The sequence below is a fragment of the Arthrobacter sp. Ha26 genome (genome assembly GCF_059091705.1).
Window position 1 is genome coordinate 303,038 of the sequence record NZ_JBNHGX010000004.1, and the last position, 25,688, is coordinate 328,725.

Genomic DNA, 25,688 nt, shown 5'->3' on the forward strand with positions numbered 1-25,688 from the left:
GCCGTTCTTATGCCAAGGGCCTCCTCTGACGCCGCTGTTCTAGTCCTGCGGGGCGTCCACCAGCAGCGCTGCCAGGGCCATGCTCTCCAGCAGTGGCCGGGCTGAGCGGGCCGCCATCTTGCGGCCGTGGCTTCGCACCGAGTGGGGCGTGGAGTTGATCAGCCCGAACGTGGCATGGGCCCGCATCCGGAGCTCGCCGATGTCAGTGTCCGGGTGCAGCTTGGCGAGGACCTCCACCCACACCTCGACGTAACTGAGTTGAAGTTCCCGCACTGCTGCCTGGTCCTGCTCCAGGAGGTTGCTGAAATCCCTGTCCTGCACGCGGATAACGTCCGGCTTGCCCAGGGCGAAGTCCACCTGGAACGCCACCAGGCGCCGCAAGGCCGAGGCGGGGTCGCTGCTGCGGGCCACAACCTCGCGGCCGCCGTCGAGCAACTCCTGGCTGACCGTTACCAGGAGGTCGGCAAGTACCGCCTGTTTGCCGGGAAAATGCCGGTAGACGGCAGGCCCGCTGACCCCGGCAGCGGCTCCAAGGTCCTCCAGGGAAACACGGTTGAACCCGTTGACCGCGAACAGCGACGCCGCAGCGGAAAGAAGCGCCTGCCTGCGGCTCTCCTTCGCCTGCCCGCGCTGTGTTGATGGCGCGGGTGCCGAAGGACGCTGTGTTGGTGTGCCCGGTGTTGGTGCGTCCTGGGCCGCCGGACCGGGCGCGGACGAGGGCAGTGCTGATGGGCCGCGCTGTGCAGGGGCGTCGGTGCTGCGCACATTTCCTCCTCGGATCCCGCAGAACGTGGCGGGTGCGGCTATGTGTTGGACTTCACAGTTAATACAGACTAACCTGAATTTCAGTTATTGGGCGCTAACCGAGTTGCTCTGGAAGTACTCGGATTGGAACAGGAACGGACTGTCAATGGAGACCCTTGCCACCCGGCTCGATGCAACGGGCCAGGCCTACGCATCCAACCATGCCGCCCAGCTGGAACTCACCGAAGAGCTGCGGAAGAGGCTTGCCGAGGCAGCCTTGGGCGGACCGGAAAAGTCCCGCCGGCGCCATGTGGCGCGGGGAAAGCTCCTGCCGCGCGAGCGCATCGATCAGCTGCTGGATGACGGCAGCCCGTTCCTGGAGATCGCCCCGCTCGCAGCCAACGGGATGTACAACAACGAGGCCCCGGGCGCGGGCGTGATTGCCGGTATCGGGCTGGTCCACGGCCGCCACGTGCTGGTGATCTCCAATGACGCCACGGTCAAGGGCGGAACCTACTACCCGATGACCGTCAAGAAGCACCTGCGGGCCCAGGAAATTGCCCTGGAAAACCGGCTGCCCTGCATCTACCTGGTGGACTCAGGCGGCGCCTTCCTGCCCAAACAGGATGAGGTCTTCCCGGACCGGGACCACTTTGGCCGGATTTTCTACAACCAGGCGCGGCTCTCGGCGGCCAAGATCCCGCAGATCGCCTCGGTGATGGGGTCCTGCACTGCCGGCGGCGCCTACGTACCCGCCATGAGCGACGAAACAGTGATCGTCAGGAACCAGGGCACCATCTTCCTGGGCGGACCGCCGCTGGTGAAGGCGGCGATCGGCGAAATCGTCACCCCCGAAGAGCTGGGCGGCGGGGAAGTGCATGCCAGGATTTCCGGCGTAACGGACCACCTTGCCGAAAATGACGAACACGCCCTCCAGATCATCAGGGACATCGTGGCCACGCTGCCGCCCCCCGCCCCGCCCGCCTGGGAGGTGGAGGCCGCCGTCGAACCCGCCGCCAGTATCGAGGGGCTCTATGGTGCCGTGCCCACGGACGTCAACGCCGCCTACGATGTCCACGAAGTGATCGCCCGGCTGGTGGACGGGAGCCGGTTCCACGAATTCAAGAAGGAGTACGGCAGCACGCTGGTGACAGGGTTCGCGCGGCTGCACGGGCACCCCGTGGGCATCGTGGCCAACAACGGCGTGCTGTTCAGCGAATCCTCGCTCAAAGGCGCCCACTTTATTGAGCTGTGTGACCAGCGCGGGATCCCGCTGGTGTTCCTGCAGAACATCTCCGGGTTCATGGTGGGCCGGGACGCAGAACAAGGCGGCATCGCCAAAAACGGCGCCAAGATGGTCACCGCCGTTGCCACTGCGCGGGTACCCAAGCTGACGGTGGTCATCGGGGGTTCCTTCGGCGCCGGTAACTACTCCATGTGCGGGCGGGCGTATTCACCGCGGTTCCTCTGGATGTGGCCGGCGGCCCGCATCTCGGTGATGGGCGGCAACCAGGCCTCCGGAGTGCTGGCCACGGTCAAGCGTGAGCAGTACGAAGCGGCCGGCCAGGAGTGGTCCGCCGAGGACGAGGAGGCCTTCAAGGCGCCCATCCGCCGGCAATACGAGGACCAGGGCAGCCCGTACTACTCCACGGCGCGGTTGTGGGATGACGGTGTCATAGATCCCGCCGACACCCGGACCGTCCTGGGCCTGGCGCTGGACGTTGTATCCCGCTCCCCGCTGCCGGAAACCTCCTTCGGCCTTTTCAGGATGTGAGCCGTATGACCACGCCTTCCCTCACCAACACCACCTCAAGCCCCAGTAAGCCGCTCTTCGGGACCGTCCTGGTGGCCAACCGGGGTGAAATCGCCTGCCGTGTGATCCGTACCCTTCGCGCCCTGGGCATCCGTTCGGTGGCCGTGTACAGCGATGCCGACGCCGGTGCCCGGCACGTGCGCGAAGCTGACACTGCCGTGCGCATCGGCCCCGCCGCGGCAACAGAGAGCTACCTGAAGATCGGGGCCGTCATCGAAGCCTGCCGCAGGACCGGGGCGGAAGCGGTGCACCCGGGCTACGGCTTCCTCAGCGAAAACGCCGACTTCGCCCGCGCCCTGGAAGCGGCAGGCATCACCTTCATCGGGCCGGGCATCGAGGCCCTGAACATGATGGGGGACAAGATCCGGTCCAAGAACCACGTGGCCGGATACGGTGTCCCCGTGGTGCCGGGGGTGGCCGAGCCCGGGATGACGGATGAGCAGTTGCTCCAGATGGCCCGCACTGTCGGGTTTCCGTTGCTGATCAAACCTTCCGCTGGCGGCGGCGGCAAGGGCATGCACGTAGTGGAACGCCCGGAGGACCTCCCCGCCACGCTTGCCACGGCCCGGCGGGTGGCCGCAAGCGCCTTTGGGGACGACACCCTTTTCCTGGAACGCCTGGTGTCCGCCCCGCGGCACATCGAAGTGCAGGTGCTCGCCGACAACCATGGCAACGTCATCCACCTGGGCGAACGTGAGTGCTCCCTGCAGCGCCGGCACCAGAAAGTCATCGAAGAGGCGCCCTCGCCCCTGCTCGAAGGCCTGGCGGATGGTACTGCCATCCGCGCCCGCATCGGCGAGGCCGCCTGCAACGCCGCCCGCAGCGTCAATTACAGCGGCGCCGGAACAGTGGAGTTCCTTGTCTCGGACCAGGCCCCGGACGAGTTCTACTTCATGGAGATGAACACCCGGCTGCAGGTGGAGCATCCGGTCACCGAGATGGTTACCGGGGTGGACCTGGTGGAATGGCAGGTGCGGATCGCAGCCGGCGAGGAACTCACCCTCCGGCAGGCCGACGTCGAACTTCACGGACACGCTGTGGAGGCACGTGTTTATGCGGAGGTGCCCGAGAGGAATTTCCTGCCGTCCACGGGGACAGTGCTCCTGCTGGAGGAACTGCCGGCAGGGACGGCAACCAAGGGCACGGTCCGCGTGGATTCGTCCCTCATCGAGGGGCTGGAGTTGTCGTCCAGCTACGATCCCATGATGTCCAAGGTGATCGCGTGGGCGGAGGACCGCGCCGCCGCCCTGGACACCCTTGACGCGGCGCTCGCCGGCTACACAGCGCTGGGACTGGACACCAACGTCGAATACCTGCGGCTGCTGGTCAACGATCCCGATGTCCGCGCCGGCCGCCTCGACACCGGCCTGATCGAACGAAGACTGCCGGAGCTTGACTTCCGCAGGGTTGGCGAGGCCGAACTGGTGGCGGCGGCACTCTTTACCGCCGCTGCAGAACAAGAGAACAACACCACGCGGCCCCCCGGCCCCTGGAACAGCAGGGACGGCTGGCGGCTCGGCGCCCCGGCGCCACGCCGGATCAGCCTCGGAACGCCCGGCGGCGGTGTGGCAACGGTGCGCATCAGCGGCAGCAGTGGCGCCGGCGCGGCAGGAAACGCCGAGGTGATGGTCTCAGTGGACAACGGGCCCGCCCATCCGGCCCGGCTGGAGTTCCTTTCCCGCCGGCAGGCGGTCCTCACCCTCGACGGCCGGTCCCGCGCATACTCCTTCGCGCCAGTATTCAAGGGCCCGGCCACCCCAACGGGCGGCTTCCCCGCCACCGGCGTACCTTCCGAACTGTTCCTCGGCAACGACGGCTGGTCCTGCCGCCTGGAAGTCTTGACGCGCGAGTCGCGGCTGGAGCGGGTGCTGGCCGCCGTCGAGCGGGTGGAGGGGGCCGCGGATCCCGCGGTCCGCTCGCCTATGCCGGGAACGGTGGTGTCCGTTCCGGTCAGTGACGGGGACGCCGTCACCATGGGGCAGGTGCTCGCTTCGGTGGAGGCAATGAAGATGGAGCACCAGCTGCTGGCTCCCCTGGACGGCACCGTGCATCTGGGCGTCAGGCCCGGCGACCTGGTCAAGGCGGACCAGGTGCTGGCCACCATTCATCCGCATCCCGCCAGTGACAGCAGCGCCCCGTCCACCGGCACAGATTCATCACACGGCAAAGGAGCCTAGGCATGGCAGGTTATGAACTCAGCGAGGAATACCGGGACCTCAGCAACACCGTCCGCGAATTCGCGGACGAAGTGGTGGCCCCGGTGTCAGCAAAGCACGACGAGGAGCACAGCTTCCCGTACGAGGTGGTTAAGCAGATGGGGGAGATGGGCCTGTTCGGACTGCCCTTCCCGGAGGAATTCGGGGGAATGGGCGGGGACTACTTCGCCCTGGCCCTCGCACTGGAGCAGCTTGGCCGTGTGGACCAGTCGGTCGCGATCACCCTCGAAGCCGGCGTGTCACTGGGGGCCATGCCCGTTTACCGTTTCGGCACGGAGGAGCAGAAGCAGGAATGGCTCCCCATGCTCGCGTCCGGCCAGGCGCTCGCCGGTTTTGGCCTCACCGAACCGGAGGCGGGATCTGACGCCGGCGGCACGAAGACCTCCGCCCGGCGGGAAGGAGGCGAGTGGGTGGTCAACGGCAATAAAGAGTTCATCACCAACTCCGGGACGGACATCACCAGGCTGGTTACCGTCACCGCCGTCACCGGCCGGAAGGAACGCGGAGACGGGTCCATCGCGAAGGAAATCTCCACCATCCTGGTCCCCACCGACACCCCGGGCTTCAAGGCCGAAAAGCCCTACAACAAGGTGGGCTGGAACGCCTCCGATACCCATCCGCTGACCCTGAAGGACGTCCGGGTACCGGAAGCAAACCTGCTGGGTGTGGAAGGCCGCGGTTACGCCAACTTCCTGTCCATCCTGGACGAGGGCCGCATCGCCATCGCGGCCCTGGCCACCGGCGCAGCCCAGGGATGTGTGGACCTGTCGGTCAAATATGCCAAGGAACGCAGCGCCTTCGGGCACCGGATCGGCAAGTACCAGGGCGTCTCGTTCAAGATCGCCCGCATGGAGGCGCGGGCGCATACCGCCCGCCTGGCCTACTACGATGCGGCCTTCCGCATGCTTGCCGGAAAGCCGTTCAAGACCCAGGCGGCCATCGCTAAGATGGTCGCAGGCGAGGCAGCCATGGACAATGCACGGGATGCCACCCAGGTGTTCGGCGGCTATGGCTTCATCAACGAGTTCACCGTGGCACGCCACTACCGCGACTCCAAGATCCTTGAAGTCGGGGAGGGCACCACGGAGGTCCAGCTGATGCTGATCGCCCGTGAATTGGGTCTGTAGTAACTGGGATTAGCCGGCCTGAAAGGATCACCGATGATTAACAAGGTTGTTGCCACTGCAGAGGAAGCAGTAGCGGACATCCCGGATGGCGCATCGCTGGCGGTGGGCGGTTTCGGTCTGTGCGGAATCCCGGTAGCGCTCATCGACGCCCTGCATAAGGCAGGAACCTCGGAGCTGGAAACGGTGAGCAACAACTGCGGCGTGGACGACTGGGGCCTGGGCATCCTGCTGCGGGACGGTCGGATTCGCCGCACTATCAGCTCCTATGTGGGCGAGAACAAGGAGTTCGCCCGGCAGTACCTGGCCGGCGAGCTCGAGGTGGTCCTCACGCCGCAGGGGACGCTGGCCGAAAAGCTCCGCGCCGGCGGTGCCGGCGTACCGGCTTTTTACACCAAGGCCGGTGTGGGCACCCAGGTGTCCGAGGGCGGCCTGCCGCAAAAATACGACGCCGAGGGCGGGATTGCGATCGCGTCCGCACCGAAGGAGGTGCGCTCCTTCGCCGGGGTGGACTACGTGCTGGAGGAGGCGTTGACGCCGGACTTCGGGCTGGTCCACGCGTGGAAGGGCGACCGGCACGGGAACCTGGTATTCCATGCCACGGCCATGAACTTCAACCCGCTGTGCGCCATGGCGGGGCGGATCACTATTGCGGAGGTGGAGGAACTCGTAGAGCCCGGGGAGTTGGACCCTGAACACATCCATACCCCGGGCATCTTCGTCCAGCGGGTAGTGCTGGCGGCCAATGCAGAGAAACGTATCGAGAAGAGGACAGTTGCCCTCGCGGCCCCGTCCGGAAACGGCACCCACCGGAACACCTCCAGCACGGACGGCAGCAACCAAACCGGCAGCAACACGCAGGCAGGAGCCTAGCCATGGACCCTAACAGCCCCTATGCCCCGCGGCCCGAAGGGGTCCGTCCCGAGTACCGCCGCGCAGCCTCCCAGCACGACGCCCCCAGTGACGGACATGACACCTCGGAGGCCAAAGGCTGGACCAGGAACGAACTGGCCGCCCGCGTGGCACGAGAGCTCAGCAACGGGCAATACGTCAACCTCGGTATCGGCATGCCCACCCTGATTCCCAACTACATTCCCGCGGGCGTTGAAGTGGTGCTGCATTCCGAAAACGGGATCCTCGGCGTCGGACCCTATCCCGCGGAGGATGCCGTTGACCCGGACCTGATCAACGCCGGCAAGGAAACCGTCACGGTCAATAAGGGTGCCGCGTTCTTCGATTCCGCCACTTCCTTCGGCATGATCCGCGGCGGCCATGTGGACGTGGCAGTCCTGGGAGCCATGGAGGTGGCCGAGAACGGCGATCTCGCCAACTGGATGATTCCAGGCAAGATGGTCAAGGGCATGGGCGGCGCGATGGACCTGGTGTTCGGCGCCAAAAAGGTCATCGTGATGATGGAACACGTTGACCGCAACGGGAACCCGAAAATCGTCAAGCAGTGCTCCCTGCCCCTCACCGGCAAGGGTTGCGTGGACCGCATCATCACGGACCTGGCAGTCATCGACGTCATCGCGGACGAGTCAGGCTCCCGCCTGGTGCTGCGCGAACTGGCACCCAACGTTTCAGTGGAGGACGTGGCCGCCGCCACCGGCGCCGAACTCTTCGAGGAAGACCGGGAACTGACCGTATGACGGATGACGGGGCTTCGGCCGGCTCAACCACGGGTTCCAACACGGGGGAGCTCCGCACCATTGAGCAGCGCGGGCTGTACTTCGATGAGCTGGAGGAGGGGGTGCTGTACGCCCACCGGCCCGGCCGGACGGTCACTGAAGCGGACAACGTCCTGTTCACCACGCTCACCATGAACACGCAGGCCCTGCACCTGGATGCTGCCTGGAGCGCCGGGCAGCCCTTTGGCCAGCGGCTGGTGAACTCCATGTTCACGCTGGCCACAGTGGTGGGCCAGTCCGTGTCGCAGCTGACCCAGGGAACCATCATCGCCCAGCTGGGCCTGACGGCCGTTTCTTTCCCGCATCCGCTCTACCACGGCGACACCCTCTACACCGAGACCGTGATCAGCGGGAAGCGGCTGTCCTCATCCCGGCCAGGCCAGGGCATCGTCACCATGGAGCACACGGGCCGCAACCAGGACGGCACAGTGGTGGCCCTGGCCACCCGCAGCTGCCTGATGTGGACCCGGGAAGCGCACCGGCAGCAGTCCGGCGGCCAAGGAGGGACAATACCGGTATGACTTTCGTGATGGGCCCCGCCCTGCTTTTTTGCCCTGCCGACCGGCCGGAGCGCTACCAGAAGGCTGCCGCGCGGGCGGACGCCGTCATCCTTGATCTGGAGGACGCCGTTGCCCCCGCGGACAAGCAGCGCGCGCGCGGCGCCATCCTCGCCCAGCTGGGAACCACCGGCGTGGAACCCGAACTTGAACCCAGCTGCACCATCGTCAGGGTCAATCCGGTAGGCACCGAGGACTTCGAAAAGGATCTGCACTGCCTGGCCCACACCCCCTACCGCACGGTCATGCTGGCCAAAGCCGAATCAGCCGACCAGCTCAAGGCGCTGGAGGGCTACCAGGTGATCGCGCTGTGTGAAACAGCGCTGGGCGTGCTCAACGCCGCGGCCATCGCCGCCGCCCCCAACGTGGTGGGGCTGATGTGGGGGGCCGAGGACCTGTTGGCGACGCTGGGAGGCACATCCAGCCGGAAGGACGACGGCGGCTACCGGGCGGTGGCGCTGCACGCCCGCTCGTCGGTGCTGCTGGCGGCAAGGGCCTTCGGCAAGGAAGCCGTGGATGCCGTCTATACCAACATTCCAGACCTGGATGGGTTGGCGGCCGAAGCAGCCGATGCCGTGGCCTCGGGGTTCAGCTCCAAGGCCTGCATCCACCCCAGCCAGGCGGCCGTAGTCCGCAAGGCCTACGCGCCTTCCGAGGACGAGGTGGCTGCAGCTCAAGCCCTCCTGGATGCTGCAGCATCAGCCGGGTCGGGAGTCTTCCAGTATGAGGGGAAGATGATCGACGGTCCCATCCTCAAGCACGCCCAAGAGATCATCCGGCGCGCCGCTGTGGATGCCTAGCTACCGTTGCCGCCCGCTGGAGCGCCGCAGCGACAACGGGGGAATGGGCTCGTACAGCAGCGTCCGCACCCATCGGTTCCCGGTCTCCCGGAACTCCTTCCGGGTTGAGAACCGGTACCGATAGCTGCGCACGCGCACCCAGTGCGGGGCGGCGCCGTCGAACGGGTCATCGCGGAGGAGCCGCAGCGTCTGGCGGTCCGCCTCAAGCAGCTTGCCCAGGAAGGCGTAAAACCACTCCTCGTGGACGGTCCGCAACGGCAGGAACCACATCAGCCAGTCCAGCCGCAGGTGGTAGGGCGCCCACTGCCGGGGGAGCCGGCGCACGTCGCCCGGCTTGCCTTTGAAGCCGTACTCGCGCCAATCGGACGAATCGTCCGGACTCTCGTCAAGCGTTCCTTCCACGACAATTTCAATCCGTTGCTTCGTCACGGAGCCAAATGCCCCATAAGTGTTAACCAGCTGCCAGCGGTTGAAGCTGGCATTCATCAGCTGGCGGCTGGAGAACAGGTTGCGCAGCGGCCAGTAACTGAGGACCACCAGCAGCGCAGTGACCGCCAGCGTGATGACCAGCCACCACAGCGGGGTTTCCCGGTCAGCGCCGGCATCCCCATGCCAGTCCAGCGGAATCGCCGGGAACACTGCGTGGGCCACGGGATCGCTGACCGCCGCGAAGGCCAGCACGATGGCGATCCAGTTCAGCCAGGCAAAGTTGCCGCTGGCAACAAGCCACAACTGGGTGAGGATGACCACTGCCGCGGCCACGCTGGCCACCGGCTGCGGCGCGAACAGGAAGAACGGCACCACCAGCTGGGCGAAATGGTTACCCAGCACTTCCACCTTGTGGAGGGGCTTGGGCAGCAGGTGCGCCTGCCGGCTCAGGGGCCCCGGCATCGGCTGTGTTTCGTGGTGGTAGTAAAGGGCGGTCAGGTCGCGCCATTCCCTGCCGCCGCGGATTTTGATCATGCCCGCGCCGAATTCGAGCCGGAAGACGAGCCAGACGATCAGGAGCAGGATGGTGCGCGGAGGGTCCGTCTGGTTTGAGCCCAGGAAGGCCACGGTAAATCCCGCCTCCAGCAGCAGCATCTCCCAGCCAAAGCCGTAGAACGTCTGGCCCACGTTCACGATGGACATGTAAAGCAGCCACAGGGCCAGGAACGCAATCATCGGAACCCATGGCGGCCCCAGCTGCGGGATGCCAGCCACCAGCAGCGCCGACACGATCAGTCCAACGGCGCACACCATCCGCAACAACCGGTCCGAATACCGCCAGCGGAAGAGGGTGGGCCGGCGCCAGCGGACGAACGCGGCAAGGTACTCCGGCACCGGCAAGAGGCCCCGCTCACCCAGCAACGCCGGGAACTGGTTCAGCGAGGACAGGAATGCAACAAAATACAGTGCTGCCACGCCGCGCTGCAGCACCTGCCGGGCGAACTCGTAGTCCGGCGCGTCAAACCATGAGAGCCAGTCCACGCATTCCACGTTACGCCCGGCCGTCCTGTGGTCAAGGAGCCTTGGGTCAAGGCTCAGCGGGCCAAGGATGGTGCGCGATACTTAACCAATGCAGCCACGCAAGATCGCCCTCCTCGGATCCACCGGCTCCATCGGCACCCAGGCGATTGACGTCGTCGACGGCGCCCCCCACCTTTTCGAGGTGGTGGCGCTGAGCGCGGGGGGTGGCAACCTCGAACTCCTCGCCCGCCAGGCCGTGCATACCGGCGCAGGCGCCATTGGCATTGCCGGGGGCGACGCCGGCGAACTCGCAACGCTGGTGGCCGAGGCGGCTGCCGCGGCGGGGAAACGCGGCTACCGGCCGGAAATCATCACCGGGCCGGAGGCCTCCACCAGGATCGCCGAGGTCGAAGCGGACGTGGTGCTCAACGGGATTACCGGCTCCATCGGACTGGCGCCCACCCTCGCGGCGCTCAAGTCCGGCGCCACCCTGGCCCTGGCCAACAAGGAATCCCTGATCGTGGGCGGGGAACTGGTCAAGGCAGCGGCCAGCGAAGGCCAGATCGTTCCGGTGGACTCTGAACATTCAGCGATCGCCCAATGCCTGCGTTCGGGCTCGGCAGCCGAGGTGGAGAAACTGATCCTCACAGCCTCCGGCGGCCCGTTCCGCGGCCGGAACCGGGAGGAACTCCACGAGGTCACTCCACAGGAAGCGCTGGCCCACCCCACCTGGGACATGGGGGTTATGGTCACCACAAACTCCGCCACCCTGGTCAACAAAGGGCTGGAAGTCATCGAAGCCCACCTGCTCTTCGACGTGCCGCTGGACCGGATCGACGTGGTGGTCCACCCCCAGTCCGTGGTGCACTCCATGGTCCAGTTCATCGACGGCTCCATCATCGCCCAGGCCTCGCCGCCGGACATGCGCCTCCCCATAGCACTGGGCCTGGGCTGGCCGGACAGGGTGCCCAAAGCGGCCGCTGCCTGCGACTGGACCCAGGCGGCCACCTGGACTTTCGAGCCTTTGGACGTGGCGGCGTTCCCGGCAGTGGACCTGGCCAAGGATGCCGCCAAACAGGGCAGCACCTTCCCGGCGGTCTTCAACGCCGCCAACGAGGAAGCCGTCACGGCATTCCATGCAGGCCGCATCCGGTTCACCGACATCGTGGACACCGTCGCAGCAGTTCTCAGCGAACACCCAGGGTCCTCCGGGCTGACGGTGGAATCCGTGCTGGATGCTGAGAACTGGGCACGTGCCCGCGCCAATGAACGTTTAGCAGTCAGCAGTCTCTAGGAAGCAGCAAGCACCTCCATGACCCCCGTTCTCCTCTTTATCCTCGGCGTCGTCTTCGTGGCTATCGGCATCGCCGCCTCCATCGCGCTCCACGAAGTGGGCCACCTCCTGCCCGCCAAGCTCTTCAAGGTCCGTGTCACCAAGTACATGATCGGCTTCGGCCCTACCCTCTGGTCGCGGCGCAGGGGCGAAACCGAGTACGGCGTGAAAGCGATCCCGCTGGGCGGCTATGTGTCCATGATCGGGATGTATCCGCCCAACAAGGAGGACGGCTCCGTCCGTCCCTCCAGCACCGGAATGTTCCAGACCCTGGCCACCGAAGCCCGGTCGATGGCGCACGAGGAAGTGGGCCCGGGCGATGAAAACCGGGTTTTCTACCGGCTTCCGGTGTGGAAAAAGATCATCGTGATGCTGGGCGGGCCGGCCATGAACATCATCCTGGGAGTCATCCTGACGGCTGTACTGCTGATGGGATTCGGTATGGCCACAGCTACCACCACCATCTCGGACGTCTCCAAGTGCCAGGTGGCGGCCGGCGAAACAGTGGACCCCGATTCTGCCGACTGCCGGCTCACTCCCGCCGCCGCCGCCGGCCTTAAGCCGAACGATACCGTCACCTCCTTCGACGGGAAGACCGTCACCAGCTGGGACCAGTTGACCGAGTGGATCCGTGCCTCCGCCGGACGCGAGGTAGCCATCACCGTTGAGCGGGACGGCTCACCGGTGTCCACCACCGTGACCCCCGTCCTGTCTGCCCGGCCCATCATCGGAGTGGACGGCCGGCAGGCGACGGACGATGCCGGCAACCTCCTGTACCAGGACGTCGGCTTCCTCGGTATCGGTGCGCAGACCGAACTGGTGGCCCAGCCGGCGTCGTCCGTGCTGCCCATGGCGGGGGAGAACATCAAACAGGTGGCAGGCGTGATCTTCAACCTGCCCGCCCGGGTGGTGGGCGTGGCGAAGGCAGCGTTCAGCGAGGAACCACGGGACCCGAACGGGCCCATCAGCGTGGTGGGCGTGGGCAGGGTGGCCGGCGAAGTGGCGGCCATGGAGGAGATTCCCGTCCAGTCGCGGGTAGCAACCCTGATCGGACTGTTGGCCGGGCTGAACTTTGCGCTGGCGGTCTTCAACCTGGTCCCGCTGTTGCCCCTCGACGGCGGTCACGTTGCCGGCGCGCTCTACGAAGGCGCCAGGCGCCAGCTGGCCAAACTGTTCGGCAAGCCGGACCCGGGAGCCTTCGATATTGCCAAGCTCCTTCCGGTGACCTACGTGGTGGCCGCGTTATTGATGGGTATGAGTGCACTTCTCATCTACGCCGACATCGTCAAGCCAGTGAACCTCTTCGGGTGACGATTCTGTTGCTGTAATGGCCTGCGGCATACGCCCGGGCATACGCGGGGGACGGCCTCTGGTCCACGGTGTAGACCTGCTTAGCTGAATTCCCCGATCAGCCATTTCCCGCTGATATCTAATAATCAGCTATTTATGATTGATTCTTGCCGATCAGCTGGGTACGGTTGCGATATGTACGTTCTGACCATTGACCAGCGGGGCAGCACCTCCGACGTCGACCGCGTCCCGGAGCTGATTTCCGTACTGCAGAGCCTCACGCCCGCACGCTTTGAACGATCAGTTGGTGACGAACTACAGGGCGTGGTGGAACGGCCCGACGAAGTAGTGGATGTGGCCCTGTATGCCCTTCGCAGCGGCTACTGGTACGTCGGGATCGGTATCGGTGCTGTGCAGCTGGCTGCTGGCGGCAGCCCCCGGGAAGGGTCCGGCAGCGGCTTCGTTGCTGCGCGCAAAGCGGTGGAGCTGGCGAAGACCGCTGCGGGCCAGGTGCCGTTGTCGGTGGTGGCGGGCAGTATGGGCCGCGGCAAGGAGATCCCGGCCCAAGCCAAGGAGGGTGCCATGGCCTGTGCAAACGCCCAGGCAGTGCTTCGACTGATCGGACGCCTTGTCCAGCAGCGTACGCAGGCGCAGTGGCGGGTAGTGGACAGGCTGCGCGCATTGCGGGCGGGTGAAGGCAAACACGGCAGCCAGAAACACGTCGCGCAGGAACTCGGAATCACGGAGCAATCGGTGAGCCGTGCGGTCCTCCGGTCCGGCTGGCAGGAAGAATGGGCAGCCAGGCCGGCAGCAGCCATGCTCCTCGAGTATGCGCGCACCCGCATTTCCGACCCCCACGCACAGCCTGGAACAGCCCCGGCCGGAACAACCCAAGCCGGAACAGTACAGCCCCGGAATGAAGGAGAGACGTGAGCGCACTCTGGATCACGGTGGCACTGCTCGTGGCCGGCTTCGTGGGCTGGCCCGTGACGGCCCTGGTGTTCCGGCTCGCCCGGACTATTGACGAAAAAGCAGATGCCGCCAAGGCTGCCGGCGAGGCCAGGCGGGCGGCAGAGGACCCCGCCGCTGACGTCACCGTGGATGCCGCACACGCCGACATCCAAAGCGTGGATGGTGAGCTGACGGCCCCCACCGATGTGCCGCCGTCGTCCGGTTCTACCGGGGAGCCCCCGGCTCCCACCCAGCGCATCCTGCGGGGCGGGGCAATCATCGGAGTCTTGGAAAGGCTCGGGGTTTGCCTGGCTATCCTCACCGGGCAGCCGGTGGCCATCGCCTATATCGTGGCCATCAAGGGCCTGGGCAGGTTTGCTGAGTTGAAGGAAACGCCGGTGGCTGCGGAACGGTTCATCATTGGAACACTGACCTCCATGCTCTGGGCGGCCGGAACTGCAGCGGCCGTCAAGGTCCTGTTCCTGTCCTAGGACAAGCTTTGACGCGGGTGTGGGAAGAATCCCGGGAGGCCGCCCGGATGCGTGCAACCGCGGGCAGGGCGATAGGGTAGCCGTATGACAGTTTTTGCCGTTGAGTACGTTTACGCCGCCGATTCCACCGAAGCACGCAGTGAGGCCCGTCCGGCGCACCGCGAATGGACCGCCGGCCTGGCCCAGGATGGGGCCATCTTGGCGAGCGGGCCCTACGGTGACGGAGCGGGAGCGCTGCTGATCTTCAAGGCTGCCGACGAGGCCGCCCTGAACTCGATCCTCAAGCAGGACCCCTTCGCGGCGGCCGGGGTTATTGCCGGAACCCGCATTACGGAGTGGTCTCCCATCACCGGCATGCTGGCCGGCCTCGCCGCGTAGCCGTCCACCTTTTCAATTTTAGGAGTCCGCGTGACCTCGGTCAGTTTGGGAATGCCTTCAGCACCGCCACCCGTCCTTGCCCCCCGCCGCAAGACCCGACAGATCAAAGTCGGTTCAGTGGGAGTCGGTTCTGATTTCCCCATCAGCGTGCAGTCGATGACCACCACACCCACCACCGACATCAATGCCACGCTGCAGCAGATCGCGGAGCTCACCGCGTCCGGCTGCGACATTGTGCGCGTCGCGTGCCCCTCGGCGGATGACGCCGAAGCACTGCCGATCATTGCCAAGAAGTCCCAGATCCCGGTCATCGCCGACATCCACTTCCAGCCGAAGTATGTCTTCGCCGCCATCGAAGCAGGCTGCGCCGCCGTCCGCGTGAACCCGGGAAACATCCGCAAGTTCGATGACCAGGTCAAAGAAATCGCCGCGGCTGCCCGTGATCACGGCACATCCATCCGCATCGGCGTGAACGCCGGCTCGCTGGAACCGGGAATCCTCAAGAAGTACGGCAAGGCAACTCCTGAGGCGCTGGTCGAATCCGCCGTCTGGGAAGCGTCCCTGTTTGAGGAGCACGGCTTCCACGACTTCAAGATCTCCGTGAAGCACAACGACCCCGTGATCATGGTGGCCGCCTACGAGATGCTGGCGGAAAAAGGCGATTGGCCGCTGCACCTCGGCGTGACCGAGGCCGGTCCGGCGTTCCAGGGAACCATCAAGTCCGCCACGGCCTTCGGTGCGCTCCTGTCCCGGGGCATCGGCGACACCATCCGGGTTTCCCTCTCGGCCCCGCCAGTGGAGGAAATCAAGGTGGGCAACCAGATCCTGCAGTCCCTGAACCTGCGCCCGCGCAAGCTCGAAATTGTCTCCTGCCCGTCCTGCGGCCGTGCCCAGGTGGACGTGTACACCCTGGCGGAACAGGTCACCGCCGGCCTGGAAGGCATGGAGATCCCGCTGCGCGTGGCCGTGATGGGTTGCGTGGTGAACGGTCCGGGCGAAGCCCGCGAGGCGGATCTTGGTGTTGCTTCCGGCAACGGCAAGGGCCAGATCTTTGTGAAGGGTGAAGTCATCAAGACTGTGCCTGAGAGCCAAATTGTTGAGACACTGATCGAAGAGGCCATGCGTATCGCGGAAGAGATGGGGGAGGCCGATGGCGAAGATGCTGTCAAAGGTAGCCCCGTGGTTAGCGTCTCGTAAGGACGTCACCGACCCCCCGGGCATTTCCGTCCGCACCCTGGACGGGACGGATACTGCCGCGCTCAGGCTGCTGGCGCAGCAGGACCCGGTCACCAACGTCTTCATCCTCGCCCACTTGCATGCCGCCGGCACCGCCGCACCCACCAGTGGCGGCGCTGGCGTCATCGGCGTTTTCGACGACGGCATCCTGGTGGGCGCGTGCTGGGCAGGGGCCAACCTGGTGCCGGTACAGCTGGACCCCGAGCTCGCCGGGGCGGTCGCGGAGGTGGCCAACAAATCCGGCCGCCGGTACGCCTCAGCCTTCGGCCCGGCCCAATCAGTCCTGGCCCTGCACTCGGAGCTCACGGAACGTGGCCACCGCGCCCACGAGGTCCGTGCGGACCAGCCCCTGATGACCATCGAGGGCCCGCCGCCCATCAAACCCCATCCTGGACTTGCGCCCGGAAACCTTGCCGACTTTGACCGCATCCTTCCCGCCTGCGCCGCCATGTTCGAGGAAGAAGTGGGGTATTCGCCGTTCCTGGGCGGCAGGGAGTTCTACAGCCGCCGGGTGGAAGGACTGATCCGGCAGGGCCATTCCCTGGTCCACCTGAACAACGCCCGGGAGGTGGTGTTCAAGGCCGAACTCGGTGCTGTGACATCCGAGGTCACCCAAATCCAGGGCGTCTGGATGAACCCGCTCTATCGGGGCCAGGGCCTGAGCGCCGGATATATGGCAGCCGTGGTGGAGCAGGCCCGGAAAGTCGCGCCCATCACAAGCCTCTACGTCAACGGCTTCAACCTGCGCGCCCGCGCCACGTACGAGCGGGTGGGCTTCCGGCAGGTGGGGACGTTCGCTACAGTTCTTTTCTAGCCACAGTCACACCCACTCCGGTTCCCATGGCGTGTCTCGCGGGCCAGTGGCCTGCTGGACTCAGCGGCCGCCCTGCTCAGATAAGTCCCCGGTGAGGTACCGCTGTACGTTCGGGGCAACGAGCCGGACGATTTCCTCCGGCGCCGCCGATGCAAGGGGTTCCAGGCGGACCACGTAGCGGACCATCATCAGTCCCACCATCTGCGTTGCCACCAGGTCTCCGCGCAGGGCAACTTCCTGGGGCGTCCCCGGCACTCCCGCCGTGATCCGGCTGACCACAGTCCTGGTCACCAGTTCCCGGAGGAGCGCGGTCCGGGCCTTGGAGCCAAGCGTGCCGCGCAGGAAGGCCACCAGGCTTGGCTGGGCGGGGCTTTCCCAGAGTCGCAGGACGGCGCGGACGATCAACTCGGCCCGCTGCTCGGGGCGGGCGGACGAGACACCCGCCAGCACCTCCTCCGGGTCAGCCGGAAGCTCCACGCTCAGGGCGAAGAGTTCATCCTTGCCGTTGAAGAAGTGGTGGACCATGGCAGGGTCCACTCCCGCCGCCCGAGCCACCTGGCGCAGGCTGGTGCCCTCAAAACCGTGTTCGGCGAACAGCCGGCGAGCGCCATCCAGGATCCGCTCCCTGGATGCGGTTGTCCCGCCGCGCCGTCCCCGCCGTACCGGCATGGGGTTGCCTTCCGGCAGGCTCACGCAGTCCGCCGGCGCAGCGTCAGCGAGGCCAGCACCAGGACGCCCAGCACAATGGCTCCCATTATGGCCGCATCCTGCCACATCTGCCCGGTAGCTTCCGCGTTGGCGGCAATCTCCTGCAGGGCGTCCACTGAGAACGTCAACGGAAGGACATTCGAGATGGCCTCGAGGACATCATTCATGTGGTCGCGGGCCACGAACAGTCCGCACAGGAGGATTTGCGGCACCACCACCACCGGCATGAACTGGACTGCCTGGAATTCGGTCCGGGCAAACGCCGAACACAGCAGGCCAAGGGCAACCCCCAGGACTGCATTGATCACGGCGATCAGGACTACGAAGCCGGGCGCGCCCGCAATATCGAGGTCGAAGATCCAGTACGCCACAGCGGTAGCAACCAGGGACTGCAGCGCGGCCATAATGGAAAATGCCAGGCCGTAACCAAACAGCAGGTCCGCCTTGTGGACAGGGGTGGTGAGCAACCGTTCCAGCGTTCCCGAGGTGCGCTCACGCAGCATGGTGATGGAGGTGACCAGGAACATCACCACAAACGGGAAAATGGCCAGCATCATCAGCCCCACGCGGTCGAAGGTGCGCGGCGACCCGGGCGGCAGCGTCTCGTTCTCGAACAGGAAGTAGACCGCCGTGAGCAGCAGCGCTGGAACCACCAGGATCATGGCGATGCTGCGGTGGTCGTGGCGGAGCTGCTCCAGCACCCGTCGCGTGGTTGCGAGCATCATCAGGACATCCATCACCGCACGCTCCTGTCCTGTGCGGCCCGGTTCCTTGCCGCCCTGTTCTGGTCTTGATCCTGCACAGTGGGGCCGCGTTGGCCGCCTGCCTCCTGGATGATGTGCAGGAAGGCTTTTTCCAGGTCCGCGCTGTGGCCGCGCCTGCTCAGCTCTGCCGGCGTCAGCTGGGCCAGCAGCAGGCCTTCCCGAAGCAGGAGCAGAGTCTCGCAGTGGCTGGCTTCCTCCATGACATGGCTCGACACCAGCAGCGTTGTTCCTTGCGCGGCCATGTCGCGGAAACGGCTCCACAGGTCCGCCCGCAGCACAGGGTCCAGACCCACCGTCGGTTCATCCAGCACCAGCAGCCGCGGGCGGGACACCAGCGCGCAGGCGAGGGACACCCGGCTGAGCTGGCCCCCGGACAGGTCCCCCGTCTTCTGCCGCGCCTGCGGTTCAAGCCCGACGGCGGCAATCGCCTCTGCTGCCTCGGCTGCGCTTTTGCGGTGCATGGCCCCGAAGTAGCGCACGTTGCCTTGCACGGTCAGGTCCGGGTAGACACTGGGTGATTGTGTTACATACCCCACCTGGCGCCGTAGCATTTTGCTTCCTGCTGGCAGCCCCAGGACCCGCACGGAGCCTGAAGTGATGCGCTGCACGCCCACGATGGCCCGCATCAGTGTGGTCTTTCCGCTTCCTGATGGCCCCAGCAGTCCGGTAATTTGTCCGGTCGGAATCGCGAAGTCCAGCTCCCGCAGGACGGGAACCCTTCCCCGCACCACCGTCAGGCCGCTGGCCGCCACCGCCCCGCCGTCGGGCGTTCTTCGGGTAATTTCCGCTGCCGAACGTGACATGTCCCGCCTCCGCTGAACCGCAGGTGCCGGGCCGGTAGGCCTTAATTCATCACCTGATGAATTAAACCTAAGCGCGGACCTGCAAGTAATCAACAGCTTTGAATGGAAAAGCACTTGATAAATGTGGGGGCCATCACTTAGGTTCGAACTAGCTGCGCTGGAGTGGCGTGGGCGGTCTCACCAGTCCTCACCAGTACTTAGGCGAATAACGGCGTTGAGCCACGCCCGGATGCAATGACCAGCCTCGAGGGGGGCCAGGGGCTTTGTATTCCCGGGCGTGGCTCTACTGTCTCCGCCGTGGCCGTGCTTCGGCCAGGGCACAGGATCTCCCGGGGGAGTCGGGGCCAGGTGTCCCGTGCCGGTAGATTAGTACCCAGACGAATTTGTCCGGCCCTGCTGATCCAGCACCTCCCCAGAAACGGATATCCACCCGTGGTTACAAGACTGTCCCAGCTTTTCCTGCGCACGCTGCGTGAAGATCCCGTTGACGCCGAGGTGGCCAGCCACCGGCTTCTGGTCCGCGCGGGCTACATCCGCCGGGCGGCCCCCGGGATCTACACCTGGCTTCCGCTGGGGCTCAGCGTCCTGCGCAAGGTCGAGGCCATTATCCGCGAGGAAATGGCGAACATCGGCGCCCAGGAAGTACACTTCCCGGCGCTCCTGCCGCGGGAACCCTATGAGGCCACCAACCGCTGGACCGAGTACGGCGAAGGCCTCTTCCGTCTCCAGGACCGCAAGGGCGCGGACTACCTGCTGGCCCCAACGCACGAGGAAATGTTCACGCTGCTGGTCAAGGACCTTTACTCCTCCTACAAGGACCTCCCGCTCAGCCTGTACCAGATCCAGAACAAGTACCGTGATGAGGCCCGCCCCCGGGCCGGCCTGCTGCGCGGGCGCGAGTTCATCATGAAGGACTCCTACTCCTTTGACGTGGACGACGCCGGCCTGGACGCCAGCTACGCTGCCCACCGCGGTGCCTACCTGCGCATCTTCGAGCGGCTTGGCCTGGAAGTCGTCCCGGTCACCGCGACGGCGGGTGCCATGGGCGGGTCAAAGAGCGAAGAGTTCCTGCACCCCACCGACATCGGCGAAGACACTTTCGTCCGCTCCGCCGGCGGGTACGCAGCCAACGTCGAGGCCGTCACCACGGTGGCACCCGCGGCCATCGACTTCACCGGCGCCCCCGCCGCCGAAGTGCTCGATACCCCGGATACCCCCACCATCGAAACACTGGTGGCGGCAAGCAACCAGCTTGCACCGCGCACCGAGGCCGACGGCGGCGCCTGGACCGGGGCGGACACACTCAAGAACGTGGTGCTCGCCGTCACCCTGCCCACCGGGGAACGCCAGCTTGTGGCCATCGGCGTGCCCGGCGACCGGGCAGTGGACCTGAAGCGCGTCGAGGCGAACATCGGATCCTTCCTGCCCATCGCCGGCGAGATCGGACTGGAAGCTGCGAACGACGAGGACCTCAAGAAGCAGCCGCTGATCGTCAAGGGCTACCTTGGACCCGGCCTGACGCTGGACCAGCCGCTGCTGGGTGCCGAAAGCGCCACCAAAATCCTTTACCTCGTCGACCCGCGCATCGTCAGCGGCACCACCTGGATTACCGGGGCCAATGAAGCCGGCAAGCACGTTTTCGGGCTGGTGGCAGGCCGGGACTTCACCTGGGACGGTGTCATCGAATGCACCGAGGTCCGCGAAGGTGATCCCGCCCCGGACGGCTCCGGCCCCCTGGAGACTGCCCGCGGCATCGAGATGGGCCACATCTTCCAGCTCGGCCGCAAGTATGCCGAAGCCCTGGAGCTGAAGGTCCTGGACCAGAACGGCAAGCAGGTCACCGTCACCATGGGGTCCTACGGCGTAGGCGTCACCCGTGCGGTGGCAGCGCTGGCGGAATCGAACCACGACGCCAGGGGCCTGGTCTGGCCCCGGGCCGTAGCGCCGGCGGACGTCCATGTGGTGGCAGTGGGCAAGGGCGAGGACATCTTCGCCACCGCCGAGAAGCTGGCAGCGGACCTCGGGGCTGCAGGCCTGGAAGTCCTGCTTGACGACCGGCCCAAGGTCTCGCCCGGCGTAAAATTCGGCGACGCCGAACTCCTGGGCGTCCCCACCATCCTCGCCGTCGGCCGGGGCTTGGTGGACGGCGTCGTGGAGATCAAGGACCGGCACAGCGGTGACGCCGAGAACGTCGCCGTGGACAAGGCCGTTGACTATGTGGTCAACGCCGTCCGCGCGTCCTGACCCCGGGAGTGCTTCCCGGGCTTGAATCCCTCGGGCTGACAACACTGGTCCTGATTGTGGTGGCCGGTTTCGCTGCCGGCTGGGTGGATGCCGTGGTGGGCGGGGGCGGGCTGATCCAGCTCCCCGCCCTGCTGCTGGTGCCGGGCGTGACGCCCGTCCAGGCACTGGCGACCAACAAGATGGGCTCCATTTTCGGCACCGCCACCAGCGCCGTCACCTATTACCGGCGTGTGGGACCGGACCTCCGGACCGCGGTGCCGATGGCCGTCATTGCCCTGGCCGGGAGTTTCGGCGGCGCCATACTCGCCGCCACCTTGCCGTCCAATGTCTTCAAACCGATCATCGTGGCCGCACTCGTTGCGGTGGCGCTCTTTACGGCCTTGAAACCGGACGCCGGGCACATCACCGCACTCCGGCATGACGGCCACAAACACTACGTGGTTGCTTGCCTGATCGGTGCCGTGATCGGTTTCTACGACGGCCTGATCGGCCCGGGCACCGGGTCATTCCTGGTCATCGCCCTGGTCTCGGCTATGGGCTACGCCTTCCTGGAAGCCAGTGCCAAGGCGAAGATCGTCAACATGGCGACCAACGCGGGGGCCCTTCTGTTCTTCCTGCCGCACGGGTCCATCCTGTGGGCGCTGGGCCTGTTGCTGGGCCTTGCCAACATGGCCGGCGGGTATCTGGGAGCCCGGACCGCTGTGGCACAGGGCAGCAAATTTGTCCGGGTAGTCTTCCTTGTGGTGGTGGCAGCCCTCATCATCAAGCTCGGCTACGACGTTTGGCAGGAAAACTTCACCCAGCAGGGGTAGGGCAGGCTCTCGTGGCCGTGAACCGCCCGGCGTAGCATGCAGATATGCCACAGGGTAACGATGAGTGCGGCAAGGCTTTATCTGCGGCGGCCGGCCACGCCACAGCCTGGCTTCAGAGCCTTTCTGACCGGCCCGTGGGACCCCGCCTCCCTGCCCACGACCTGACCGGGGCGTTCGGCGGGCCTTTGCCGACTTCCGGCATGCCTGCTGCAGACGTTGTGGACCTTCTGGCAAGGACAGCCGCGCCGGGGCTCATGGCCATGCCGTCCGGCCGCTTCTTCGGCTGGGTTATCGGCGGAACCTTACCGGCTGCCCTTGCCTCGGACTGGCTGGTCAGCGCCTGGGACCAGAATGCCGGCCTCCGCTACGCCACTCCCGCCATGGCAGCCATTGAAGAAAGCGCCGGAGCCTGGCTGCTGGAACTGTTGGGGCTCCCGGCCGGATCCGACGTCGGCTTTGTCACCGGAGCCACGATGGCTAACTTCACGGGGATGGCTGCCGGGCGGTGGCGGCTCCTGGCGGACGGCGGCTGGGACCTGGACCGCGACGGGCTGAGCGGCGCTCCCCGCATCCGATGTTTTGTTGGCAGGGAGCGGCACGAAACCGTGGACCTAGGCCTCCGTTACCTCGGGCTGGGCAGGCCCGTGGTGGTGGAAGCGGATGACCAGGGGCGCCTGATTCCCGCTGCACTGGAAGCAGCACTTACGGGGAATGCCGGGCCGGCCCTCGTGTGCCTGCAGGCAGGGAACCTCCATTCAGGCGCTTTTGATCCCTTCCCCGAAGCCATCCGGATTGCCAGGAAACATGGCGCCTGGGTCCATGTCGACGGCGCTTTCGGCCTCTGGGCCGCGGCGGTGCCGGAACTGCGCCACCTGATCCGCGGCTACGAAGACGCCGATTCATGGGGGACAGACGCGCACAAGACCTTGAACGTGCCATACGACTGCGGCATCGCGGTGGTGCGGGACGCCGCCGCCCTCCGATCGGCGATGGGCTTGCACACCAGCTACCTGGTCCACGACGCCGAAGGGCCGGGGGATCCCTTCGAGAAAGTTCCCGAACTGTCCCGCCGTGCCCGGGGCGTCCCGGTGTGGGCGGCACTGAAGAGCCTGGGCCGCGACGGCGTGGCAGCCCAGGTGCTGGGGCTGGCGGCTGCCGCGTCGGAGATCGCTGCCGGGTTGGCGGGCATGGACGGTGTAGAGGTGCTCAACGACGTGGAGTACACCCAGGTGAGCGTGGCCTTCGGGGACGACGCCACCACACGAGCCGTGACGGCACGGATTATCGAGGATGGCAGGGTGTGGATGTCCGGCTCCCGCTGGCGGGACCGGGACGTCCTGCGTGTTTCCGTGAGTAACTGGCAGACCCGGGGGGAAGAGGTAGGGACTGCAGTCGCCGCCGTCGGCTCCGCACTTGCAGCCGTCCGCGGTACGTGAGCAGCGCCGGTGCACGGCCGGCGCCAGCACTTGGTCATACCTGGTGAGTGATCGGACCTAGAGTGCTGCGCCGGCGTGGCCTACTGCCTCTCCCGGCTCGGGCAGCCGGTGCGCCGGGGGCAGCCCTTCAAGGGTCCGGCCAGCGAGTGTGCTGGCCACCCACAGGGACCTTGCGAGATCCCCTTGATGCCCCGCTTTGCCCGCATACTCCAAGGCGTTCTCCACTTCCCGGGCAACGCCCCATTGCCGCGCCACCTCCGGGTCCAGGCCGGCAGCGGAACTGAACCCGGTGCAGCGCCGGAGCAGGCCGGCCGCAGGATCGTCCAATGGCAATTCGGAGAGCCGGTTCCACAACAGCGGCGCCACGGCGAACTCCGGCTCACCGATCATCGGCTGGGGATCGATCGCTGCGTATCCTGCCGTCGTCCGTGGATGCTCAACTGCCCGTCCCGCCGCTGGCTGCCCGGACGCTGCCTGGCCCTCCGCTGGCTGTCCGCCAACTGCTGGTCCCGCCGGGCGCGCCAGGACGTTGAGGTAATGCAGGTCCGTGTGGACCAGGACGTCGCGGCCCGAACGCCTGCCCACCGCGCCCCGGGTCTGGCAAACCTCCAGCGCCGCCTCCAGGAGCCACCGGGGGAAGGGGCGTCCCAGCTGTTCCCAGTCCGCAGGCAGGTCGTCGCTCCATTGCTCCGCCCGCGCGGCGATGTGCTCGAATTCCAACCACTGCGGCCGGGTGTCCGGAATGATGCTCAGCTGCCGCACCAGGCATGGACCAGACCTCCACGGCCTCATCCATGGGCACGGTGGCCAGCGAGCGTTCGCCGTCGAGCCGTTCCAGGAGCATGGCGCAGGTGCCCGCGTCTGAGTCGAGCAGCCCTACCGCGCCCCGGCCCTGCCAGAGGGCCAAGGCGTGCCTCTCAACCCTGGCTTCATCGTGCGGAAAGGCGATTTTCAGGGCAGCCCGGCCGCCGCTGACCTGCCGCACCGGGATGACGATTCCGCCGTGCCCGTTCCAGGGCAAGGCGCCGGGGAGGAGGTCCGGGGTCAGCTGCCAGTTCTCCAAGCGGCCCTTGATGAGGTCCGGCAGGGACGCCAGCCAGGCCCGCCCGGCACTGCTTCGGGTGTAGCGCGCAGTGAGGTCCGGTGGGATGGGTACTGCCGCTGGCTGGCTCACAGTCCCAGCCTAAGTCCGCCGGTGCGGCCGGTACGCCAGCTCCGCTTCAGACCACGCCCGTGGCCCCCAGCAGGTTGCCGATGCTGAAGGTGGCGGCGAGGGCAAGTGCACCGCCCACCACTACCCGGAGGGCGGCCCGGAACCTGGACCCCCCGCCGATCCAGGCACCCAGTGCGCCGGTCAGTGCCAATGCCAGGAGCACGGCGATAAAAGTGACAGGCACCCGGACCTCCGGCGGTGGGAGCAGGATGGCCAACATGGGCAGCACGGCGCCAATCACGAAAGACACGGCCGAAGCAAATGCGGCGTGCCAGGGGCTGACGATGTCGTCCTCGTCAATATTGAGTTCGGCGGAGAGGTGTGCGGCCAGTGCGTCGTGCGCGGTCAGCTCTGCCGCCACCTTCCCGGCAGTTTCCTCGCTCAGGCCCTTGGCCTGGTAAATCGCCGTGAGCTCTGCCAGTTCAAGCTCAGGTTCTTCAGCCAACTCCCGCCGTTCCTTGTCGATCAGCGCCTTTTGGCTGTCGCTCTGGCTGCTGACCGAGACGTATTCGCCAAGCGCCATGGACACGGCGCCGCCCACCAGGCCGGCGGCACCGGCAGCAAGGATCGGGCCGGACGCGGCAGTTGCTCCTGCGACGCCCACCACGATTGCTGCCACGGAGACAATCCCGTCATTGGCGCCCAGGACGCCCGCCCGCAACCAGTTCAGGCGCTGGGCCATGTCGTTGCGATGCGGTTCGTTGTCATGGAAGGAGGATGTGCCCGCTGTGTCCATCCCCATAGCAAACCATCCGGTGCCCGCGCTTGCCAGCATGGCGGAGGGAAACCAGGGTTCGCCGTACCAAGCGGGTAGCCGCCCGCGC

The 25,688-nt window shown here is 66.2% G+C and carries 23 protein-coding genes and 1 pseudogene; 17 read left to right on the forward strand and 7 right to left on the reverse strand.

The window, feature by feature from the left end:
* Positions 1–39: 39 nt before the first annotated feature.
* Entirely contained in the window at positions 40–765 is a 726-nt protein-coding gene (locus tag AC5RVY_RS12095; protein ID WP_493954948.1) for an SACE_7040 family transcriptional regulator, read from the reverse strand.
* A 145-nt stretch (positions 766–910) separates the two neighbouring features.
* On the opposite strand from AC5RVY_RS12095, the gene AC5RVY_RS12100 reads away from it, so the two are divergent.
* The 7 genes from AC5RVY_RS12100 to AC5RVY_RS12130 are packed head-to-tail and all read left to right on the forward strand — an operon-like array spanning position 911 to position 8,942.
* Positions 911–2,518 (forward strand): carboxyl transferase domain-containing protein, encoded by a 1,608-nt coding sequence (locus tag AC5RVY_RS12100; RefSeq protein ID WP_493954949.1) that lies wholly within the window; start codon positions 911–913, stop codon positions 2,516–2,518.
* Between the two features lie 5 nt (positions 2,519–2,523).
* Positions 2,524–4,734, forward strand: a complete 2,211-nt coding sequence (locus AC5RVY_RS12105; RefSeq protein ID WP_493954950.1) for an acetyl/propionyl/methylcrotonyl-CoA carboxylase subunit alpha — start codon at positions 2,524–2,526, stop codon at positions 4,732–4,734.
* 2 nt (positions 4,735–4,736) lie between these two features.
* Positions 4,737–5,900, forward strand: coding sequence for an acyl-CoA dehydrogenase family protein (locus AC5RVY_RS12110; protein WP_493954951.1), 1,164 nt, complete (start codon positions 4,737–4,739; stop codon positions 5,898–5,900).
* A 33-nt stretch (positions 5,901–5,933) separates the two neighbouring features.
* Positions 5,934–6,770, forward strand: a complete 837-nt coding sequence (locus AC5RVY_RS12115) for a CoA transferase subunit A (protein WP_493954952.1) — start codon at positions 5,934–5,936, stop codon at positions 6,768–6,770.
* 2 nt (positions 6,771–6,772) lie between these two features.
* Positions 6,773–7,546 carry a CoA transferase subunit B gene (locus tag AC5RVY_RS12120; protein WP_493954953.1) on the forward strand — a complete coding sequence of 258 codons (774 nt, stop codon included), beginning with the start codon at positions 6,773–6,775 and terminating at the stop codon, positions 7,544–7,546.
* Positions 7,543–8,106, forward strand: coding sequence for a MaoC family dehydratase (locus tag AC5RVY_RS12125; protein ID WP_493954954.1), 564 nt, complete (start codon positions 7,543–7,545; stop codon positions 8,104–8,106). Before AC5RVY_RS12120 ends, AC5RVY_RS12125 begins: the two co-directional genes overlap by 4 nt.
* Entirely contained in the window at positions 8,103–8,942 is an 840-nt protein-coding gene (locus AC5RVY_RS12130; RefSeq protein ID WP_493954955.1) for an HpcH/HpaI aldolase/citrate lyase family protein, read from the forward strand. Before AC5RVY_RS12125 ends, AC5RVY_RS12130 begins: the two co-directional genes overlap by 4 nt.
* Here the strand turns inward: AC5RVY_RS12130 and AC5RVY_RS12135 are convergent, their stop codons facing one another.
* Complete coding sequence (locus AC5RVY_RS12135; protein ID WP_493954956.1) at positions 8,943–10,412, reverse strand: lipase maturation factor family protein; 1,470 nt, start codon at positions 10,410–10,412, stop codon at positions 8,943–8,945.
* Between the two features lie 88 nt (positions 10,413–10,500).
* Here AC5RVY_RS12135 and dxr point away from each other — a divergent pair, with 88 nt between their 5' ends.
* The 7 genes from dxr to AC5RVY_RS12170 all read left to right on the forward strand — a co-directional run bounded on the left by dxr (position 10,501) and on the right by AC5RVY_RS12170 (position 16,884).
* Positions 10,501–11,685, forward strand: a complete 1,185-nt coding sequence (gene dxr, locus AC5RVY_RS12140) for a 1-deoxy-D-xylulose-5-phosphate reductoisomerase (protein ID WP_493954957.1) — start codon at positions 10,501–10,503, stop codon at positions 11,683–11,685.
* Positions 11,686–11,703: 18 nt separating this feature from the next.
* Positions 11,704–13,035: a M50 family metallopeptidase gene (locus AC5RVY_RS12145; protein ID WP_493954958.1), complete on the forward strand. Its 1,332-nt coding sequence runs from the start codon at positions 11,704–11,706 to the stop codon at positions 13,033–13,035.
* A 174-nt stretch (positions 13,036–13,209) separates the two neighbouring features.
* Complete coding sequence (locus AC5RVY_RS12150) at positions 13,210–13,947, forward strand: MarR family transcriptional regulator (protein ID WP_493954959.1); 738 nt, start codon at positions 13,210–13,212, stop codon at positions 13,945–13,947.
* The gene (locus AC5RVY_RS12155; RefSeq protein ID WP_493954960.1) at positions 13,944–14,456 is read left to right on the forward strand and encodes a hypothetical protein; all 513 of its coding nucleotides are present in this window, start codon (positions 13,944–13,946) and stop codon (positions 14,454–14,456) included. The genes AC5RVY_RS12150 and AC5RVY_RS12155 overlap by 4 nt, the downstream gene beginning before the upstream one ends.
* Before the next feature lie 84 nt (positions 14,457–14,540).
* Complete coding sequence (locus AC5RVY_RS12160; RefSeq protein WP_493954961.1) at positions 14,541–14,834, forward strand: YciI family protein; 294 nt, start codon at positions 14,541–14,543, stop codon at positions 14,832–14,834.
* Positions 14,835–14,864: 30 nt separating this feature from the next.
* Positions 14,865–16,031: a flavodoxin-dependent (E)-4-hydroxy-3-methylbut-2-enyl-diphosphate synthase gene (gene ispG, locus AC5RVY_RS12165; RefSeq protein WP_104042819.1), complete on the forward strand. Its 1,167-nt coding sequence runs from the start codon at positions 14,865–14,867 to the stop codon at positions 16,029–16,031.
* Entirely contained in the window at positions 15,994–16,884 is an 891-nt protein-coding gene (locus AC5RVY_RS12170; protein WP_493955057.1) for a GNAT family N-acetyltransferase, read from the forward strand. The genes ispG and AC5RVY_RS12170 overlap by 38 nt, the downstream gene beginning before the upstream one ends.
* Before the next feature lie 60 nt (positions 16,885–16,944).
* Here AC5RVY_RS12170 and AC5RVY_RS12175 read toward each other — a convergent pair whose 3' ends face one another.
* From AC5RVY_RS12175 to AC5RVY_RS12185, 3 genes are read right to left on the reverse strand one after another with little or no spacing between them, the layout of a single operon-like run.
* Positions 16,945–17,553 carry a TetR/AcrR family transcriptional regulator gene (locus AC5RVY_RS12175; RefSeq protein WP_493954962.1) on the reverse strand — a complete coding sequence of 203 codons (609 nt, stop codon included), beginning with the start codon at positions 17,551–17,553 and terminating at the stop codon, positions 16,945–16,947.
* A 20-nt stretch (positions 17,554–17,573) separates the two neighbouring features.
* The gene (locus tag AC5RVY_RS12180) at positions 17,574–18,317 is read right to left on the reverse strand and encodes an ABC transporter permease (protein ID WP_493954963.1); all 744 of its coding nucleotides are present in this window, start codon (positions 18,315–18,317) and stop codon (positions 17,574–17,576) included.
* 11 nt (positions 18,318–18,328) lie between these two features.
* Positions 18,329–19,159, reverse strand: a complete 831-nt coding sequence (locus tag AC5RVY_RS12185) for an ABC transporter ATP-binding protein (protein WP_493954964.1) — start codon at positions 19,157–19,159, stop codon at positions 18,329–18,331.
* Positions 19,160–19,591: 432 nt separating this feature from the next.
* Between AC5RVY_RS12185 and AC5RVY_RS12190 the strand changes: the two genes are divergently transcribed.
* Genes AC5RVY_RS12190 through AC5RVY_RS12200 form a run of 3 tightly spaced genes read left to right on the forward strand, consistent with a single transcriptional unit; the run spans position 19,592 to position 23,651 of the window.
* On the forward strand, positions 19,592–21,403 hold the full coding sequence (locus AC5RVY_RS12190) for a proline--tRNA ligase (protein WP_493954965.1): 1,812 nt from the start codon (positions 19,592–19,594) through the stop codon (positions 21,401–21,403).
* Between the two features lie 8 nt (positions 21,404–21,411).
* Entirely contained in the window at positions 21,412–22,215 is an 804-nt protein-coding gene (locus AC5RVY_RS12195) for a sulfite exporter TauE/SafE family protein (protein ID WP_493954966.1), read from the forward strand.
* Positions 22,216–22,259: 44 nt separating this feature from the next.
* Positions 22,260–23,651 (forward strand): pyridoxal phosphate-dependent decarboxylase family protein, encoded by a 1,392-nt coding sequence (locus AC5RVY_RS12200; protein ID WP_493954967.1) that lies wholly within the window; start codon positions 22,260–22,262, stop codon positions 23,649–23,651.
* A gap of 57 nt (positions 23,652–23,708) precedes the next feature.
* On the opposite strand, the pseudogene AC5RVY_RS12205 reads toward AC5RVY_RS12200, so the two are convergent.
* Positions 23,709–24,825, reverse strand: a pseudogene (locus AC5RVY_RS12205) (aminoglycoside phosphotransferase family protein).
* 46 nt (positions 24,826–24,871) lie between these two features.
* Positions 24,872–25,600 (reverse strand): VIT1/CCC1 transporter family protein, encoded by a 729-nt coding sequence (locus AC5RVY_RS12210; RefSeq protein WP_493955058.1) that lies wholly within the window; start codon positions 25,598–25,600, stop codon positions 24,872–24,874.
* Positions 25,601–25,688 lie beyond the last annotated feature (88 nt).

Excerpts from the sequence above, each read along its gene's own strand:
- dxr (WP_493954957.1), top strand. The coding sequence starts at position 10,501 with ATGCAGCCACGCAAGATCGCCCTCCTCGGATCCACCGGCTCCATCGGC.
- AC5RVY_RS12110 (WP_493954951.1), top strand. The coding sequence starts at position 4,737 with ATGGCAGGTTATGAACTCAGCGAGGAATACCGGGACCTCAGCAACACC.
- AC5RVY_RS12120 (WP_493954953.1), top strand. The coding sequence starts at position 6,773 with ATGGACCCTAACAGCCCCTATGCCCCGCGGCCCGAAGGGGTCCGTCCC.
- AC5RVY_RS12180 (WP_493954963.1), bottom strand. The coding sequence starts at position 18,317 with ATGATGCTCGCAACCACGCGACGGGTGCTGGAGCAGCTCCGCCACGAC.
- AC5RVY_RS12145 (WP_493954958.1), top strand. The coding sequence starts at position 11,704 with ATGACCCCCGTTCTCCTCTTTATCCTCGGCGTCGTCTTCGTGGCTATC.
- AC5RVY_RS12130 (WP_493954955.1), top strand. The coding sequence starts at position 8,103 with ATGACTTTCGTGATGGGCCCCGCCCTGCTTTTTTGCCCTGCCGACCGG.
- AC5RVY_RS12115 (WP_493954952.1), top strand. The coding sequence starts at position 5,934 with ATGATTAACAAGGTTGTTGCCACTGCAGAGGAAGCAGTAGCGGACATC.
- AC5RVY_RS12175 (WP_493954962.1), bottom strand. The coding sequence starts at position 17,553 with ATGCCGGTACGGCGGGGACGGCGCGGCGGGACAACCGCATCCAGGGAG.
- AC5RVY_RS12125 (WP_493954954.1), top strand. The coding sequence starts at position 7,543 with ATGACGGATGACGGGGCTTCGGCCGGCTCAACCACGGGTTCCAACACG.
- AC5RVY_RS12100 (WP_493954949.1), top strand. The coding sequence starts at position 911 with ATGGAGACCCTTGCCACCCGGCTCGATGCAACGGGCCAGGCCTACGCA.
- AC5RVY_RS12160 (WP_493954961.1), top strand. The coding sequence starts at position 14,541 with ATGACAGTTTTTGCCGTTGAGTACGTTTACGCCGCCGATTCCACCGAA.
- AC5RVY_RS12150 (WP_493954959.1), top strand. The coding sequence starts at position 13,210 with ATGTACGTTCTGACCATTGACCAGCGGGGCAGCACCTCCGACGTCGAC.
- AC5RVY_RS12170 (WP_493955057.1), top strand. The coding sequence starts at position 15,994 with ATGCTGTCAAAGGTAGCCCCGTGGTTAGCGTCTCGTAAGGACGTCACC.
- AC5RVY_RS12185 (WP_493954964.1), bottom strand. The coding sequence starts at position 19,159 with ATGTCACGTTCGGCAGCGGAAATTACCCGAAGAACGCCCGACGGCGGG.
- AC5RVY_RS12200 (WP_493954967.1), top strand. The coding sequence starts at position 22,260 with ATGCCACAGGGTAACGATGAGTGCGGCAAGGCTTTATCTGCGGCGGCC.
- AC5RVY_RS12210 (WP_493955058.1), bottom strand. The coding sequence starts at position 25,600 with ATGGACACAGCGGGCACATCCTCCTTCCATGACAACGAACCGCATCGC.
- AC5RVY_RS12105 (WP_493954950.1), top strand. The coding sequence starts at position 2,524 with ATGACCACGCCTTCCCTCACCAACACCACCTCAAGCCCCAGTAAGCCG.